At 43.4% G+C, this 17339-nt stretch carries 16 protein-coding genes; 4 read left to right on the top strand and 12 right to left on the bottom strand.

Annotated elements, in window-relative coordinates:
- Positions 1-24: 24 nt before the first annotated feature.
- The 9 genes from AC3Y23_RS08015 to AC3Y23_RS07975 form a co-directional block, all read right to left on the bottom strand.
- Entirely contained in the window at positions 25-1461 is a 1437-nt protein-coding gene (locus tag AC3Y23_RS08015) for an alpha/beta hydrolase family protein (RefSeq protein ID WP_379197481.1), read from the bottom strand.
- A gap of 96 nt (positions 1462-1557) precedes the next feature.
- Complete coding sequence (locus tag AC3Y23_RS08010) at positions 1558-2994, bottom strand: alpha/beta hydrolase family protein (RefSeq protein WP_379197479.1); 1437 nt, start codon at positions 2992-2994, stop codon at positions 1558-1560.
- Between the two features lie 196 nt (positions 2995-3190).
- Positions 3191-3808: a thioredoxin family protein gene (locus AC3Y23_RS08005; RefSeq protein ID WP_379197477.1), complete on the bottom strand. Its 618-nt coding sequence runs from the start codon at positions 3806-3808 to the stop codon at positions 3191-3193.
- A gap of 289 nt (positions 3809-4097) precedes the next feature.
- On the bottom strand, positions 4098-5105 hold the full coding sequence (locus AC3Y23_RS08000; protein ID WP_066369909.1) for a FecCD family ABC transporter permease: 1008 nt from the start codon (positions 5103-5105) through the stop codon (positions 4098-4100).
- Positions 5102-6151, bottom strand: coding sequence for a FecCD family ABC transporter permease (locus AC3Y23_RS07995; RefSeq protein WP_379197475.1), 1050 nt, complete (start codon positions 6149-6151; stop codon positions 5102-5104). Before AC3Y23_RS07995 ends, AC3Y23_RS08000 begins: the two co-directional genes overlap by 4 nt.
- On the bottom strand, positions 6138-8105 hold the full coding sequence (locus AC3Y23_RS07990; RefSeq protein ID WP_379197473.1) for an AraC family transcriptional regulator: 1968 nt from the start codon (positions 8103-8105) through the stop codon (positions 6138-6140). Before AC3Y23_RS07990 ends, AC3Y23_RS07995 begins: the two co-directional genes overlap by 14 nt.
- Before the next feature lie 267 nt (positions 8106-8372).
- Complete coding sequence (locus tag AC3Y23_RS07985; protein WP_379197471.1) at positions 8373-9029, bottom strand: SDR family NAD(P)-dependent oxidoreductase; 657 nt, start codon at positions 9027-9029, stop codon at positions 8373-8375.
- A 204-nt stretch (positions 9030-9233) separates the two neighbouring features.
- Positions 9234-9857 carry a hypothetical protein gene (locus AC3Y23_RS07980; protein ID WP_379197469.1) on the bottom strand — a complete coding sequence of 208 codons (624 nt, stop codon included), beginning with the start codon at positions 9855-9857 and terminating at the stop codon, positions 9234-9236.
- Positions 9858-10071: 214 nt separating this feature from the next.
- A complete protein-coding gene (locus tag AC3Y23_RS07975) occupies positions 10072-10572 on the bottom strand; it encodes a DUF427 domain-containing protein (RefSeq protein ID WP_379197467.1) in 501 nt (166 codons plus the stop codon).
- 280 nt (positions 10573-10852) lie between these two features.
- Here AC3Y23_RS07975 and AC3Y23_RS07970 point away from each other — a divergent pair, with 280 nt between their 5' ends.
- From AC3Y23_RS07970 to AC3Y23_RS07955, 4 genes are all read left to right on the top strand, one after another.
- Complete coding sequence (locus tag AC3Y23_RS07970; protein ID WP_379197465.1) at positions 10853-11410, top strand: AAA family ATPase; 558 nt, start codon at positions 10853-10855, stop codon at positions 11408-11410.
- A gap of 206 nt (positions 11411-11616) precedes the next feature.
- Entirely contained in the window at positions 11617-12417 is an 801-nt protein-coding gene (locus AC3Y23_RS07965; protein ID WP_379197463.1) for an ABC transporter permease, read from the top strand.
- A 7-nt stretch (positions 12418-12424) separates the two neighbouring features.
- Positions 12425-13237 (top strand): ABC transporter permease, encoded by an 813-nt coding sequence (locus tag AC3Y23_RS07960; protein ID WP_379197461.1) that lies wholly within the window; start codon positions 12425-12427, stop codon positions 13235-13237.
- 11 nt (positions 13238-13248) lie between these two features.
- A complete protein-coding gene (locus AC3Y23_RS07955) occupies positions 13249-14229 on the top strand; it encodes an ABC transporter ATP-binding protein (RefSeq protein WP_379197460.1) in 981 nt (326 codons plus the stop codon).
- Between the two features lie 238 nt (positions 14230-14467).
- Here the strand turns inward: AC3Y23_RS07955 and AC3Y23_RS07950 are convergent, their stop codons facing one another.
- The 3 genes from AC3Y23_RS07950 to AC3Y23_RS07940 all read right to left on the bottom strand — a co-directional run bounded on the left by AC3Y23_RS07950 (position 14468) and on the right by AC3Y23_RS07940 (position 17155).
- Positions 14468-14725, bottom strand: a complete 258-nt coding sequence (locus AC3Y23_RS07950) for a nuclear transport factor 2 family protein (protein ID WP_379197458.1) — start codon at positions 14723-14725, stop codon at positions 14468-14470.
- A gap of 122 nt (positions 14726-14847) precedes the next feature.
- Complete coding sequence (locus tag AC3Y23_RS07945) at positions 14848-16455, bottom strand: hypothetical protein (RefSeq protein WP_379197456.1); 1608 nt, start codon at positions 16453-16455, stop codon at positions 14848-14850.
- Entirely contained in the window at positions 16448-17155 is a 708-nt protein-coding gene (locus tag AC3Y23_RS07940; protein WP_379197454.1) for an ABC transporter ATP-binding protein, read from the bottom strand. Before AC3Y23_RS07940 ends, AC3Y23_RS07945 begins: the two co-directional genes overlap by 8 nt.
- Positions 17156-17339 lie beyond the last annotated feature (184 nt).

The raw sequence follows: 17339 nt of genomic DNA, 5'->3' as shown, positions 1-17339 counted from the left end.
GCTTCGGGCTGTTCGCAGTTTTCATTAGTCATGCAAAATTGTAAAATCCGGATGCTCTCCAATATTTTGCTCCAATAGCCGGAAAGGCTGATTTTTCAAGTAATGATCAAAGAAATCCTGCGAATAATCGTTAATTAGGCTGTAAGCCTCCCCAATATTGCGTCCTTGCATCAGTTGGAAAAGTGGTGAGAACGAAACAAAATCAGTGAAGCTGATATGCGTCGTCTTGTTCAGGATCATCCAGTAGTTACCACCCTTAGTGATATTAGCGAACCGCGGCAGGACTTCCTGCTTCATATCGATCGGGCTGCCTTCTGTAGTGGAGTTAATATTCTCTACACTGGAATCTGCACTCATCATCATAAACGGCTTGCCAAGCCCTTCTTCCGGAATACGCCGCTGACCATATAACACACCATCCATGTTAATGGCTGCTTTGATTCTGGAATCCGCCATCAACACTTGCGTACTTGTCGCTCCCCCATAGGAATGGCCGAACATCCCCACATTATTCATATCCATCCGGCCGGTAAAACGTTGGTCTGGATCATTCGCGGCCAGCTTCTCGACCTCATCCAATACAAACTTGGCATCTTCTACCCATTGTTCATTGGCATTATCCAGATCGGTAATAGACTTTATGTCTTGCATAATTAATGGTGCTACCCGTCCATCCGGGAAAACAGAAGTGGTACTGCTATAGGTATGGTCTATGCCGACCACAATGTAACCATGACTAACCAATTGTTCGACTTGGAAAGTGTTCTGCATTTTATTTCCAGTCAGACCATGTGAAAATAGAAGCACCGGGTAGGACGGCTCCGCATTAGAAATCGCTGCATTCTCTATAGCATGCGTCTTGACATAACCTATAGATGAAAATAACAGTTTAGGGAAGTTAAACATCTTGCTATATCCCTCAACAAAAGCATTGGCATCCGAATGATAGGCCGCAATCTTCCCTTTCGCTTTGGCATCAGCAGGGTACCAGATTTGTACCATTAGCTCACGTTTGTCATTTGGATCTGGCGTGAGGACCTCGTCCCGACTATCATCTTTCCAATCATAAGTAACTGTACCGATTTTGTAAGAGCCCGTAGGTTTATCAAAGGTGAATACGGGAAGTAATATCGGCAAGGCTACCGCTACAGCTGAATAAATAACAGTCAGCAAGGTCAGCAAGACGAGCTTTACAATGGATCTTTTTCGAGCAGGCTGTTCCCCCACTTCACGAGACTTCGATCTCAATCTGACAACGAACAACAATAATGCCACTACCGTCAACACATACGCCGGAACCATCGCCCAGCGCATACCTTCGATGACCCCGTGCAGCAGCAAGAGGATGACGGAAATCCCGGATCCAATTAGCAAATTACGCTGTGTCTTGTTCTTGAAAAATAAAATCCAGCAGATCAGCAAAATATTGAAAACAAGCAACACAATTTCAAAAAACCTCATAAGCATTGAACCTCCATGTTGATAGTAAGTTGCTAGCACTAGCTAATATACAGCTTACAATCTCCAGTAGGTGGAGATTCAAGTCTTTTTTTCATATCAGTCTTTTTGAAGCGTGAACGTCGGATGCTCACCAATATTTTGCTCTAATAGCCGAAGTGGCTTCTTTTTTAAATAATGATCGAAGAAATCCAGCGAGTAATCATTAATAAGGCTGTGCGCCTCTCGAATATCACCCTTTTGAAGCAATTGAAACAGTGGTGAGAGCAGATAAATATCGGTGAAGCCCATGTGTGTCATGTTCTTTATGGTCATCCAGTAGTTACCGCCGTCAGCTATATGATCAAAGCGCTCCATGAGCTTCTTCCCAAGATAAGAGAGCTCACTATTATCCGTGCTTTGTAAAGCCTCCAGACTGCTATCCGCACTCATCATCAGAAACGGCTTGTTCAGTCCTTCTTCCGGAATACGCAGTTTACCATATAACACTCCATCCATATTAATAGCAGCCTTCACTCTAGCATCCTTCATTACCATTTGAACGCTTGTTGCCCCGCCAAAGGAATGGCCAAACATCCCCACATTATTCATATCCATTCGGCCTGTAAAACGATGTTCCGGATCATTCGCCGCCAGCTTCTCCACTTGATCCAGCACAAATTCAGCATCCCCTACCCATTGATCATTCAATTGGTCCATAGGGCCAGTGGAGGTCATGTCTATCGGTTGATAATACGCCACACGCCCATCCGGGAAAATGGAAGCTGTACTGCTGTAGGTATGATCTATGCCCACTACAATGTAACCATGACTAACTAATTGTTCAATTTGAAAGGTGTTCTGCATTTTAGTTCCGCTCAAGCCATGCGAAAAAATAAGCACCGGGTAAGACGACTCCGCATTGGAAATCTCCGCATTTTCTATGGCATGTGTACGGACCTTACCGAAAGCCGTAAACAATAGCTTGGGCATCTTAAAAACTTTACTATATCCTTCCGCAAAAATATCAGGCTCAGGATGATAAAATTCTGTTTTTCCTTTCGCTTTTGCATCAGCAGGATACCAGACTTGGACCATTAACTCGCGCTTGTCGCTCGTATCTGGCGTGAGGACTTCGTCCCGCTGATCATCTTTCCAATCATAAGTGACTGTGCCGATTTTGTAAGGACCTGCCGGCTTGTTAAAGGTGAATACGGGAAGTAATACCGGCAAGGCTACCGTAACTGCTGAATAAATAACGGTCAGCAAGGTCAGCAAGACGAGCTTTACAATGGATCTTTTTCGAGCTGATTGTTCCCCCGCTTGGCGAGACTTCGACTTCAATCTGACAGCGAAGATCACGAGTGGCAACGCCGTCATGACATAAGCCGGAATCATCGGCCAGCGCATCCCTTCAACGACCCCATGCACCAACATAATGATGGCGGAAACACCGAAGCCCATAAGCAGTCCTCGTTGCGATTTGTTCTTGAATAATAGAATCCAGCCGATCAACAATATATTGAAAACAATAATCAAAACTTCAAATAACCTCATAAGCATTGAACCTCCGTTTATAGTTAAATGCTAGCCGCTAGCTAAAACACAGCTTACATTCTCCAGTGGGTGGAGGTACAAGTCCTTCCTAGGAAAATGATTCGTAAAGACCATTTAACGTTTGTGACTGCACAAAAAAACCGCCAAACTGCGGCGGTATTAATCAGTATGTCAGTATTATTAAAGTAAAAAAGCTTTATTTTACGATGGATTGAATGATGCTGATGATTCCTTGTTTTTCGACATCCTTAGTATCTGCACGCTGTGAAAGCAAATATTTATAATAAGCCTGTTTCACTGCCGGGTCTAATTCAGCAATCGCTTGATTCCGTCCTTCCAATTCCGGATTCAGGTCCCAGAACTGCTCTCCCCACTTAGGGAACAAAGCTGTAATTTGTTCGGGTCTTTCAATAAAGATGCCCTGCTCTTCTCCCTTATCATTAAAAAATACATAAGTAGGAATATGGCTTTTGCCGTCTGGATGCGGGTATAATTCTGCGATATCTAAATTATCAGGATCACGGTTCAAAATATGCAGCTTCAGCTTACCGGTTTCCTGCTCAATTTTTGCGAAGAGCGGTAAATTGGACACAACATCGCCGCACCAATCGTGAGCCAACACCAGCACATTTACCGGTTCAGCCCATGATGCAAAATAAGCCCGATCTTCATCGTTTAGCGCAAAGCCTTCAAAATTCGTTTGTAATCTTTCCTGATTCACTTCAGCCTGATCGACGAACTGTTCAAATGTCAGCGCCTCTGCAAAAGCCTTTTGCAATCTCTCAGCTGAAATTGCTGTTTGTTGTGTACTCATAAGTATACCCTCCCAATAAATAAAATGCGCATCTGTTTACTTGGTATTATACGTCAAAAAACAGAAACATGAAAGATAAGCTACGTTCTCTCCCGAAAATGGATGCAATAACATTGCCTCTACAGCTCTCCAAAACCCCGAATTAGGCTCAGCATAGACAACAAATACAGCCCTGCTACTACTTATTTATGCATTGCTAGCTTACAGCTCACTGTCAAACAGCTTCGTATCTTTTTCGTATGCCAAAAAGCCTTCGAGCATGCTCAAAGACTTTTAACATAATCCATATTCATTTGGAACGCATTAATAGATATAGGAAGTAAGGCACACTCAGCATCGTAACAATAATCCCTGCGGGAATATCCGTCTTAAAGCTGACCGTTCGAGCAATCGTATCCGCTGCAAGCAGCAATATCGCACCAATTAGCGCTGAAGCTGGTAGAAGTACTTTGTAATCGTGACCTACCAGCTTGCGAGCCACATGCGGACTAATCAAGCCAATAAAGAAAATGGAGCCCCCCAGCGCTACACAACCAGAAGCAATGGCGACAGCCGCAATCGACAGCCATAGAAATTTCCGCTTTAAAGCAACTCCTAGTCCTATCGATGTTTCATTGCCTAACACCAAAACATTTAATATTCGTGCATTGGCCACAATGTATATGAATAATAACAATACCCATGGTAACAACAAACTAATATAGGGCCACTTGTCTCCCCATAAATATCCCGCTTGCCAACGCTGTGCAAACTCATACTTTTGGTCATCCAGCTTTAACGTCAGAAATAACGTTAGTGCACTTAACCCCACATTAATCGCAACGCCAGTCAGAACAAGTCGTGTAGATGAAATCATACGATGTTTTCTATAAGCTAGAACATAAATCAGCGCGGCTGCCAGCAAACCACCCACGAATGCCATAGACGGCAATAAAAATGCTGTAGTGGCACCTTGAATGCCTACAGTCGAGATAATTAATAGCACCATAAGACCTGAACCTGAGCTAATACCAAGCATGCCGGGATCAGCTAGATCATTGCGCAACAGCGCCTGCATAACAGCGCCTGCCAGGGCCATCCCAAATCCAACAAGTATCGCTAATACAATTCGCGGAAGACGAAACTTATAAACAACGAGATGATGCTCTTCAGGGCCCTGTCCAATCAATACTTGGAATACTTCAAGTGGATTGAGAGACATTTTCCCCATATTAAGACTTAGAATAGCTCCTACAATAAGCAGTATTAAGAGAGATAGAACCCATATTGTCGCCTTATAAGATTTAACAACACTCATTTGACAGCTCTCCTCTCTTTACTCGCAATTAGCAAGAAGAAAGGCACACCAATCATTGCAAAAATAATGCCCAGCGCTGTCTCTGCCGGACGATTAATCAATCTTCCCGCAATATCCGCTACAACCATAAGTACGCCCCCATAAATGGCTGACGCCGGAATAATGTAACGATAATCTACGCCTACAAAAAAACGCATGATATGCGGTACAATCAACCCTACAAAGCCGATTGGCCCTACAAGTGCAACAGATACACCAGCAAGTAAAAGAACTGCAAGCGTAGCTAGCATCTTAACGAAACCGATCCGTTGCCCGAATCCTTTCGCGATCTCTTCTCCCAAGTTTAAAACAGTAATGGAGCGTGAAATGAATAGTGACAAAGCCAGCCCACCCAAGAACCAAGGAATGACTAGTTTTATCTCCATCCATGTCGCTCCTGCCACACTACCTGATGTCCAATAAGCAAGGGCATAACCAATTCCATAGTTTAATGAGATAAATGATCCTATAGCGCCAAATAGCATAGTAATTGACATTCCAGCTAGCACCAGTCGTTGCGGCGTCATTCCTGAACGATTCAATGAAGAGGCAAGATACGTTAATCCTGCACCAAGCCCTGCGCCAATAAAACTAACTAGCAGTGTAGTTGTCTGCAGCTGCCCTGGAAGGAAAGCTAGTGTAACGGCCATTGCAAAAGCTGCTCCTGCATTTACTCCCATTAATCCCGAATCAGCCAGCGGATTTCGCGTATAGCCTTGCATAACCGCTCCTGCTACCGCGAGACACATGCCTGCAATAATATCAGCCGCCGTACGCGGAATACGAAGGGCATGAATAATCTGATGTTCAGTCAATTCTGGATCAAAATTAAAAATCGCTGTCCATGCCGTTGTCAGGCTCATGGAAGCAGAACCAAAAGAGATAGAAGCTGCTGCCGAAAGCAGCAGCAGCAGTATCCCTATGAGTAAAAACAGACCGAAATACGATTTCCGCTCAAGATGAGGTATTACGGTTGTTCTATCATCTAGCTTTCTATTTTTTTTCATACGCTGACACTAGCTTCTCAACTACAAAATCGAGCTGTTTATCAAGAGAGTAGATATCGGAATAATATGAAAAATCAAATCCAATTTCGATCAATCTACCTTCTTTGATGGCTGGAATGCTGTTCCAAATTGGATTGTCCGTCAAATCATCAGCCCCATCCCATACAGAACGGAACACGAAGTCTCCTATGTACTCAGGTAACACTTCTAAGGAAACAAACCCTCCAGTAGCCTTCTCTCTTCCATCAATCTTCTTCTGAATAATTTCTGGCGCCTTTAGTCCTAAATATTCATAGATAATCTGAGAGCCCCTTCCGTAAAGCTTGCTATCGATCACCGCCATCTCTTTTTTGCCGCCTTCGATAATGGTTACTGTCTTATCCAAAATTCCCAGTTCATCAAGCTTCTGCTTGCTCTTCTCCACCTTCTCGTGGAAATGATCTAATAGAGCTTGTGCCTCCTGCTCCTTACCAAACACTTCGCCAATCTTCATTACACGTTCATCCGTCGCCATTGTATCTTGAGGAATATAAACGGTCGGTGCTATATCCTTAACCCTATCGTAAGTTTCTTCAGAAGGAACTAAGATCAAATCCGGCTTTAGTGCCATAATAGCCTCTGGATTAGGCTCATACCATGCACCCAGATTTTTAACACCCTCCATCATTTCTGCAAAGGGCGCTCCTTCAAAGACATCCGAAGTACCTACCGGCTTAATGCCAAGTGCAATAAGATCTCCTTGAAGATATAACACGACAACCCGCTCGGGATTAGCCGGCACGACAATATCTCCCTTCAGCGTAGAGATGGTTCTTGTCTGTGCCTCCTTATTGGTATGGTCAGTTGCATTATTAGCTGCTGATGTTGTGACTTCTGAAGCTTTAGATCCATTAGAATTCGCGGCATTCGAGCCCACGTTTGCAGATCCACATGCACTTAAAAGCAAGGTAAAGCTCAATAGCATCACTACAATAAAACTTGATGTCTTTGTTACTCGCATAGGTGAAGACCCTCCGATATTTTTGTGTTGATAATGATTATCATATTCAAACACATTATAGCGAGATGATATGTTCTCGCCAATGGACAATCCGGCGGCGGTAAATGGAGAATTCTCCGATGGGATCATCTGCCTGCTTTCCTTGCGGAATCGGATAGGAGATTGACCATTATATTTACGGAACATACGACTGAAATAATATACATCGTTATATCCAACTTCTTCTGCAATAGCGCGAAGTGGAGCATCGGTAAATCGTAATAGTTCTTCTGCTTGTTGAAGCCGGAATCGGATCAAATATTCGATCAAGCTGAAGCCCGTCTCTCCCTTAAAGCGCGTCGATAAATGACGCGGGCTGTAATTAAATTGCTCGGCTATAGATTCTAGCGATAAATTGTGACGATAATGCTCCTCGATATAGCGAACAACCTGCCCAATAACATCCGGTTGCCTGCGGTTAATCCCATCCTTGGCAAACTGCTTCATTAATTCATGCACGAACTGATAGAACAAGCCCTTAACTTGGATTCTATCCAATAGACTTCCTTGGGCCCAGAGTTGTTCCATTGCCATTAGTTGATAGTGCAATGGCAATGGCTCCAATAACTCGAAGCCATACTGCATCCGAAATGGATTGCTGCGTTCCAAAAGTCTTGCTAAATCCTTTCTCCCTGGCAACGAAGCTCTATAGAATAATAGGTAATATTCAAAAATCTCCTCTGGTTCTATGCTGAGTCTCATTCCTTTGCCACCATGCATAATAAAGTAACTGTCTACGTCGTAATCTATGCCGCCCAGATTCATGCTGGCCTTGCCCTTCACAGTATAGATAAATCCACATGCAGGTAATATATAGCCTTGCAGCTTGTCCCCAGGCTCCATCACAGTGTGTCGGATGTCCAATACTTTAACAGCAGCATGATTCCATGCGACAATATGATCTTCCAGCTTCATTTTTGCCTTTCACTCCGTTCTGCTCCACAATCTATGTAAGGTTTTTATCTCAATTATTGATAATCATTATCAATTAGTATTAGGTAGATCCTCTATTTTGTCAATCGTCGTTTCATATCATGTGAACAAGGCCTATGTGAGTCAGTTCGTCAAAAATAGGTACCTGTTCTATGTGAGTCATTGATCAGATATAAAGCAAAAAAGCCAGTTCACTCTACATGAGAATGACTGGCTTAAATCCTGATCTATTCTATAAAAGATTAGTTATTATGGCTGCTTAAACAGAATTTCATGTTCCTCGCGCTCGGTATACAACTTCCAATAAGCATCTGCTATGATCGCCGGGTCATAATACGTATCAGGCTTCACTGTACCAGCAATGGTTACTGTACCGACAAATATCCCCTCTGGCTTCAATTCCTCAGCAAGTGTTAGCGCGAAATTGCGCACTGCGGCTTTGCCAATCGATAAAGAAGCATTCTGGGCTGAAGGGAACAAGGATAGGCCGCCACCCGTAAACAAAATGGTGCCGGATTTCTTGGCAAGTAAATCAGGCAATACTTGACGTGTACTTTCCAGCGCTCCAACAACATCCACCTGCAAATGCTGAGTGAGTACTTCGCTTGTCAAGGAAGACGGCTTGCCGCCCGCAATAACTGCTGCGTTATAAATTAATAGATCTGGTGAGCCATATTGCTCTTTGATACTTTTGAAGCCAGCTTCAATGGAAGCCGTGCTGCCCGCATCCACGAGGATATAGTCGGCGGCAATACCTTCTTCTCGTAGTTGCGATGTAAACTCCTCAAGAGCGACTTTATTGCGTGCTGCCAATACAACGCGAAAGCCATTCTGACCAAATTTATGGGCTACATGCAGACTTACCCCTGGTCCTGCGCCTAGAATTACCGCTAGTTTGTTACTCATGCCCTCGCCCTCCTATACGCCATATTATATAATACATATATACTTACTTGGTATTATACAATAGAACGTAATTTTAAAAAAGACCGCCAAATTGGGCGGCAGCACTCATTAGTTTTTGAAACAAGCCGAAAAGATCTTTCGCACATAAAATTTAATTCGTTAGTTTTTTTGCCCAATCATTATTATTCCAGATCTCAGGATTATCTATAGTCTGGTTTTCTCACGTACAATAGAATCATAACTATCCTTTCCATTGGTATACCAATCCACAATAACTAACCTTCCATTCAAATACTGCACAAGAAATTCAGTGGGTTCAGCAAAGCTGCCTACATCCTTTTCAACTCGTGCATCTAATTTCAAATAGAAAAAACGCTTATCCCCGCCAACTTGCTCTACTTTGCTAGCATTAATATCAATACCGGTCACCAGATTATCTGTAAGCTTGTTCTTGAGGAAAAGCTCATATTGAGAAGTTATCTTTGTGTGCATGTATTGTTTAAGGTTTTCGTTATCGATATAAGTATCCAAATCAATATCCGAGCCATTCCAAATCGCCTTATAATATTCAGACAGAGCCTCCGTACACATTTTATAAGCCGTTTCAAAATCCCAAACTAAGGGATCGCTTTCGTCTTCAGCTAAAAAAACAGAGGGATTCTTCGATAAATCCTCTTTCGTGATGGATGATACTTCTGTGTTTTCAGCATCCTTCGTATTAACATCTCCCGCCACAACGGCAGTGTTCTTTTCGCTAATATTTGTATTAGCCTGTTCGCATGCGCTAAGAGTAAATAAAATCCCTAGCAACAGGTAAATACGTTTCATTGCATCTCCTCCAGCGGAAATATACTCCACCCCCACACATCCTAATATATATAACTTTTATATAATATAGCAATAACATAAAAACACTAATGATGTAGTAAAGTATACGAACAGTCCAAAAGCTAAGACCTTCGGGCTCTTCTTAGTTGTAATCACCAGAAAATGAAACGAAGACCACTAGGGGTCTCCGTTTTTTTGATAGCTACTAGGAGCATTATATTGCGTATAAAGACTGAAGACGATCCTCGAAAGGCTCACCGTCCTTCAACCATCCATCCACTTTATTCCAATAAAATGACAAATATCCGCGAATAGCAACACTATCTTCCGACGCATCCTTGTAGCTCCAAACTGCATTCTCTATTACACGCTCGCCTGTATGGATGGACCAGTAAGAAGCATCTCCCTTGTAATAGCAAACCGTCTGTAAATCCGTTGGCTGAAGCAAGTCAACACGTACATCTTCAGGAGGGAAATACACGGCAGGCGGCCGCTCCGCTTCACGGAACAAGATCGCGCGTGTGCTGTCGGCAATCACTTCATCAGCCACGAGCACCTGCAGACGCCCTTCAAATTTTTCAAGCCTAATCTTCGAACCGCAAAATTGGCAAACACTCAACTTCAGTACGCTACGCTGGGATAGGGAATCCTCCTCGCTTCGCCCACATGCCTCTGCAGCATTTGGAAAGTTGTTCTGATTGGACTGACTACTCATGATTTCCACTCCTTTTTTTGCATACAAAAAGGAGGTCAGCAGAACTCCGTTAACATCCATCTGTTAACGAAATTTCCGAACCTCCAACTGTATGGTGAGTATCGTTATGCGGTAATAAATTATTAATAGTAGATAACTATGGTTTCATATTACATTCCGCAATTTTCCTTGTCAATGTTAATTTAATTTTATCCGATCGGATTAAGATGTTTTGTTAAAAACACCCTGCTTGATTCGAATTATGATACTATATTGTAATATATTCCAAAGGGGTGGCCTCATGAAATTTGTTGTAATATTTGGTCCGCAGGCAGTAGGGAAAATGACAGTCGGACATGAGCTTGAAAAGATCACTGAGTTAAAGTTATTCCACAACCATATGACTATTGAATTGTTAGCTCCCTATTTTAACTTTAGTCCTGAAATGTGGATATTAGTAAGTAAGTTTCGGCAAGACATTTTTGAAGCTACCGCTGCAAGCGATATGCATGGAATAATTTTCACTTATGTGTGGGCATTCGATATGCAGGACGACTGGGACTATATAGATGGTGTTTGTAAAATATTCGAAGACAAAGGCAGAGAAATTTATTTTGTTGAACTTGAAGCCGATCTTGAAGAGAGAATTGAACGTAATAAAACCCCTCACAGACTTGAACATAAACCCACAAAGAGGGATATTGCTCGCTCTGAACATGATCTGAAACAAACGATGGAGCATCATCGATTGAACTCATTCGAAGGCGAAATTAAGCGGGAAAATTATATCAGAATTAACAACACGAAGCTAAACCCTGATGAAGTTGCCGAAATCATTAAAAACAGATTCGCTCTCTAACCTACAGAATCGTCGATTCAAAAATATCCAAGTAGCGGCCTTGCATACACAAGAGCCGCTTTTTTCGTTTTCAGCTTTATGTAATACAAGCTCGATTATCATTTGGTAAAAAACCCATTAAAGTAAAATTTACCGTGACCGATCTCTCTTTCTCTGATATTGTATTTTTTGCTATCCTTATTTTTCTAATTATGGAGAGGTTGCAAATGAGAGCTTACGGTTATTTGATGAAAATGCGAATGCTGACTGCACTCGCCTATCGTTTCGATGTGTGGATTGGTATGATCGGCGATATTATTCTGCTTGCAGCGTCAGTATTCATCTGGAAAGCAGCTTACGGTGGTGACATTCTCGGCTCAGGCGCTTCCGTGATCGGACTGAACGGTATGATTACGTATACGGTGGTCTCTACGCTAATGGCTTCAGTATTTAGTACCAGTGTACAGGATACTATCTACCACCAAGTGCGCGATGGCAACATCGCTCTTGATTTCATGCGTCCTTTGAATCTGCTTGCCATCTACTTTTCCGAGGATTTAGGCAACATAGTCAGCTCAGTGATGAATAAAGCCATTCCGCTCGTACTGATGGCTACCCTGCTATTTGGCTTTCCGATGCCTGATAGTACGATAGCAGCAGTATTGTTCGTTATCAGCTGCATACTCAGCTTTCTGATTCTATGGCTGATGAGTGCCATGGTCGGACTTGTTGCATTCTGGGTGTCAGAGCTAGGTAATCTCGGAATGGTGAAGGATGCTTTTATCCGTATACTATCTGGAAGTCTTGTTCCGCTATGGCTGTTTCCGGAATGGTTGCAGCAAGTATCGGCTTGGTTGCCGTTTCAGTATACGTACCAGTTGCCGCTCAGTGTGTACATCGGACTCATGAAGCCAGAGGCAGCACTACGCGGAATGGGCATACAGTTGATTTGGATCGTTCTGCTCAGTGCTCTACTCAGCTGGATATGGTCAAGAGCGCGCGGCAAAGTCATGGTGCAAGGAGGATGATACAGTCATGAGTGGGGTCAAACATTATTTCACTGTATTTGGCTACTATGCGAAGCTTGCGATTCAGCGGCAGCTTGAATATCCGTTATTTCTCGTCAGTTGGCTGCTGATGATCCCGACACAGTATTTTGCCGGAATATGGATGCTTCGTATAATTGTTGACAAGTTCCAGCCCTTAGAAGGATGGACTTTCAATGATCTGGCGTTCTTATATGGTCTCGGTCTATTAAGCCATGGGCTTGTTGTTGTATTCTTCATTCCCACCTGGGGTACTGAGTCGGCGGTACTACGTGGAGAGTTCGATAGACTTCTGCTGCGTCCGCTGAACGTATTTTTCCAATTCATCACCGGTTACTTTAACTTTATCGGTCTGATTGATCTAATTCCAGGTGTTGTCATCTTCTTGTATGCTGCACATGCAGTAGGCTTCAACTGGGAGCTGCTTAATATTCTTAAGCTTATCATTACCATTATCGGCGGTGTTCTGATACGGGGAGGCATCTATACGATTGTTGGGGCAGTGGCTTTCTGGACTAAACGCAGCGGCAACCTCATTGGGATGACCATTGCAACATTAGAACGAACAACAATGTATCCGCTCACACTATACCCTTATGTAGTGCAAGTAGTTCTGACTTTTCTGCTACCTATCGGGTTCATTAGCTTCTACCCTGCAGAGAGCTTTCTGGAGAAAAAGACATCGCTTGAGCTGCCGGTAGATATGACCATCGGAACATTGATTGTGGGGCTTGTATGTATGGCTGTCGCTTATATGGTTTTTCGCCAAGGGTTGCGCAGGTATGAAAGTGCTGGTTCATAGGAGGCTTGATGATGTCCATTATTGAAGTCAATGATTTGGTTAAAGAATTCGTTGTTGTCCGCAAAAAAACAGGGCTAGCAGGTGCTGTACGCAGTCTAGTTATGCCCGATAAGAAGATTGTAAGAGGTGTAGATGGCCTATCTTTCAATATTGAGCAAGGCGACATTGTAGGATATATCGGCCCTAATGGGGCTGGAAAAAGCACCACAATCAAGATGCTAACGGGCATCCTTCACCCAACCTCAGGCAACATCCGAGTCTGCGGATTGTCTCCGCAAAAAGAACGCAAAGCGGTCGTACGACAGCTCGGTGTCGTATTCGGCCAGCGCACACAGCTGTACTGGGATCTGCGCCTTGGAGAAACATTCGAGCTGCTAAAACGGATCTATAGAATTGAAGATAAAAAGTTCAAACATACGCTGGACATGTTAAACGATGTGCTACGCATTCAGGATTTCATTGATACACCGGTACGACAGCTGTCACTTGGACAACGTATGCGCGGCGATTTGGCTGCCTCGATGATCCACGAGCCTTCTGTATTGTTCCTCGATGAGCCCACCATTGGACTTGATGCTGATGCCAAGCATGCGATCAGGCAGTTTATTAAGACAATGAACCGGGAGCGCCGCATGACCGTCTTCCTCACCACACACGACTTAGACGATGTCGAGCAATTATGCTCACGCCTGCTTGTCGTCAATCATGGCCACATCGTAGAAGATGGTCCACTGGATACGATCGTTAATAAGCTCGCTCCGAGCCGCCTGCTCGTTATTGAATTGTCAGAGGAAGCCCAGGCACCGGAACATTTGCGGGCACAGCTTGTACGGCAGGAAGGTCTAAAGCTCTGGTATCAGTTTGACAAGGCTGGAATTACGGCAGCTGAACTGATCGCCGACCTTTCAGGCAAGCTGCCAATTCGAGACCTTAGCGTTCAAGAGCCGGATATTGAGGACGCAATCCGTGAAGTATATCGGACAACAGGGTAAGATGTGGTTAAAAGCAGCACATGGTAACTGTAATAAAATTAAAAACACCTTCAAGAACCCACTGATCTAGTCAGGGACTTGAAGGTGTTTTGTTACAAATCGCCTTTAGATTCATTTGATGCGCGCCGATCATCGAACCGGATTTTCCTCATAGCTAATCCAGTCACTCCAGCTGTCATATTTTCATTGAAAGTAGCTACATGGCAATGCGCATTATTTCACCAACCATACAGCCTACTTAACTATAATCTTCTATTACCGATATTTTTCCTTCTAGGATTTCAAATACAGACTTCCCCTTAAGCTGGAGCCTATCTCCTTTTTTCAATCCATTGGGTAAATCTACTGACAACATCGCCTCATAATCAATTTGTACCTCGGCTTTGCCGGGAATAGCACTATAGTTATTGACCGTTTGACACCAACTAGAAAAAATCTCTGCAGACTTTTTCGCCAGCTCCCTAAACTCTGATATCCCTCTGGTCTCCGTATCCATTTTGCCATTGGAATAGTTTCTAAACATGATTTCTTTATGCAGGAGCTCTAATACAAATTAATTCAGTAAGTTTGAAAGCTATTGATAAAAAAGCCCAAAGAAGGCTGCAGCAGGGCACGTAGCTACTTCACGCGAAAAGTGCGAAACCCATACTTGCGTACCAAAACAAACGCGACTAATAGGTAAATCAATGTCAAAATAAAAATAATCTCTGTAAGAAGGAGGCCTGGCGTTGGCAAAACAATACTGACTCCGCACGCGGATGATACGGCCATATTTACTAAGTAGTACAGAGGATTTTTTACATTCAACTCCGTAGAATACGGTTGGAAAATGTAATACATAAATAAATGATGAACAGTGAAAAAGACAGACAGAGAAATAACGCATATCCAAATCATGATGAGTTCTCTACTAAGCCACTCTCCTCCGGCTGAAGCGGCGATAGCTGTCACTGACACCCCAAGGGCGGCCGCAATCGATAGGTTCATTCCTAACACTTTTCCAAACCGAATCCGAAAATGTTCATAAGCCGCGTTTCGATAAAAGCCATACCGTAGCATACTGAGATCACAATTGTAGAACATTGACTTGCATATCTTTTCTCCTACGGTCATGAAATACATGAAAAAACTCAAGAGAGGGAATATTTTTTCCAATCCCCAATTAAGGCGCTGTACTAGCTCCTGAAATACAACCATAAGGATTACACCTACTACTCCGAGAGCACCGATGATGGCTAAACGTTTGTTAACCGGTCCTCTGATCAGACTGTGATGTCTGACGAAAAAGAGAGCGTTCAGATAGGCATGGCCTCTCTTTGACTCTAGCTTGCCCTGCTGCTCCCGCTCCGCCTTATAATCGCCGTCCTTCACTCTAACGCTATTCTTCTCTGCTTCCGACATCATTTTACCTAGGTTCAGCAGCGGGTCATCCCTTTTGCTAGCGGCATCAACCGCTTCTCTGTAACCGGAATAACGGGCTAGCTTAACCGCTGCTAATAGGCCACCCGCCGCAATTACGAGATAGGCAGGCAGACTCAGCAGAAACGTTTCAGTTGGCGGTACCCAGTTGATCAGCAGCGGCAAATACGCAACAGCATATCCAAGAGCAATGACGCTCCAGACGATGACATTTTGCTTGACCAGCACCATGCCAGTTTTTTCAAAAAGTTTGAGATGCGCATACTCCGCCAAAATTCGCCACAGCGTTACCAAGGCTGTCAGTAGAACTCCCTCTGTAATAGTGGCTCCCACAAGCGTTGTGAACAGGAGCACGGCAGGTAATAGATAGACTAGAAATGTCACATAACGATATCCAAGTGAAGCCTTCATGTACCTCGTTGGAGATAGTCTCATGAGTTTCACCGCTACATATTTTTCCCGCTTCGGCTCTAGAACGGTCACACTGCTAACGCTAGCCACCACAAAGCTGATAAGTGCAAAAATATGAACAAACTGCCGCAAGCTTTGTTCCTCTGTCAACCCTTCCCCTAAACTGGCAACAGGCAAGTAGACAAGTATCCCTACATAAGCGAAGCTAGTCATAAATCCCCACAAATGGGTAAGCAAAATTGCGATGACAGAAACGACTTTTTTGAAATTACGATTTTCGTAGAAGCTATCTTTTATCAGCTTGCCGATCAGTGGCAACTTCTGATTGTAATAAATGAGCAGATTAACCATAATGGATATGCGAATAGCCAACAGTATATTAATCGTTCTAAACATGAGTATCGTCCTTCAGCAGATTAATGACAGATTGCTCAAACTCATTGCTATTCAGCAGCTCAGACGGCACGCCAGATAATTTTCCATTGTTCAATAAGACCAGTTCATCGCACAGATCCGAGGCTAACTGAAGGATATGCGTAGAGAAAATCAGAATGTGATCTCGCTTCATCTCCCGCAGCATATTCTTCATCTCCAAAGCAACAATCACATCAAAGGAAGTGAGTGGCTCATCTAGTAGAATTACTGGCGGCTTTGTCATAAGAAACAACAGCATCTGCAGCTTATTCTTCATCCCGTGCGAGTAGTTTTTAATAAGTCTGTGTCGGTCCTCCATGGTCATGCTCATTATATCAAAATAATGGTCAATCCTCTTGTCCATCTGCAGTTTGTCCCGGTTAATATCCATAAAAAACTTGACGAATTCATAACCTGTTAGAAATTCTGGGAGAATCGGTAGCGAATAGACATACCCGACATCCTGCCCACTTAACTTACGTATGTGACCATTGTCCTCCAGAAGCATCTGTCCACCTTCTGTAGCTATCTCTCCGCTTAAGCAGTTGAACAGCGTCGTCTTACCCGCTCCATTACGACCGAGGAGACCATAAATCTTCCCTTTTTCAAAAGTGAATCCTGCTTCCTGAAGAACCTGTTTATCCCCAAATTGTTTAACGATATCCTCAATGACCAAACGCAATTGTAACACCTCCATATGTACGTAAGAAACGTATCCTTTGTTTTTCTACGACACAAGGAGTAGCAAGGTTTCAAGCGGCATGTAGACTTTGGGAGGACTGTTTGCAAGCTGTTGACAAAAAACAAAAAGGGCCGCAACAAGTCACCATTTAGCAACCTGTCACAACCCCTAAACCCGCGTCAGT

The organism is Paenibacillus sp. MAHUQ-45, from assembly GCF_058133325.1.
Note: the sequence above shows the minus strand (reverse complement) of the source record. Positions and strands in the feature narration are given on the sequence as shown.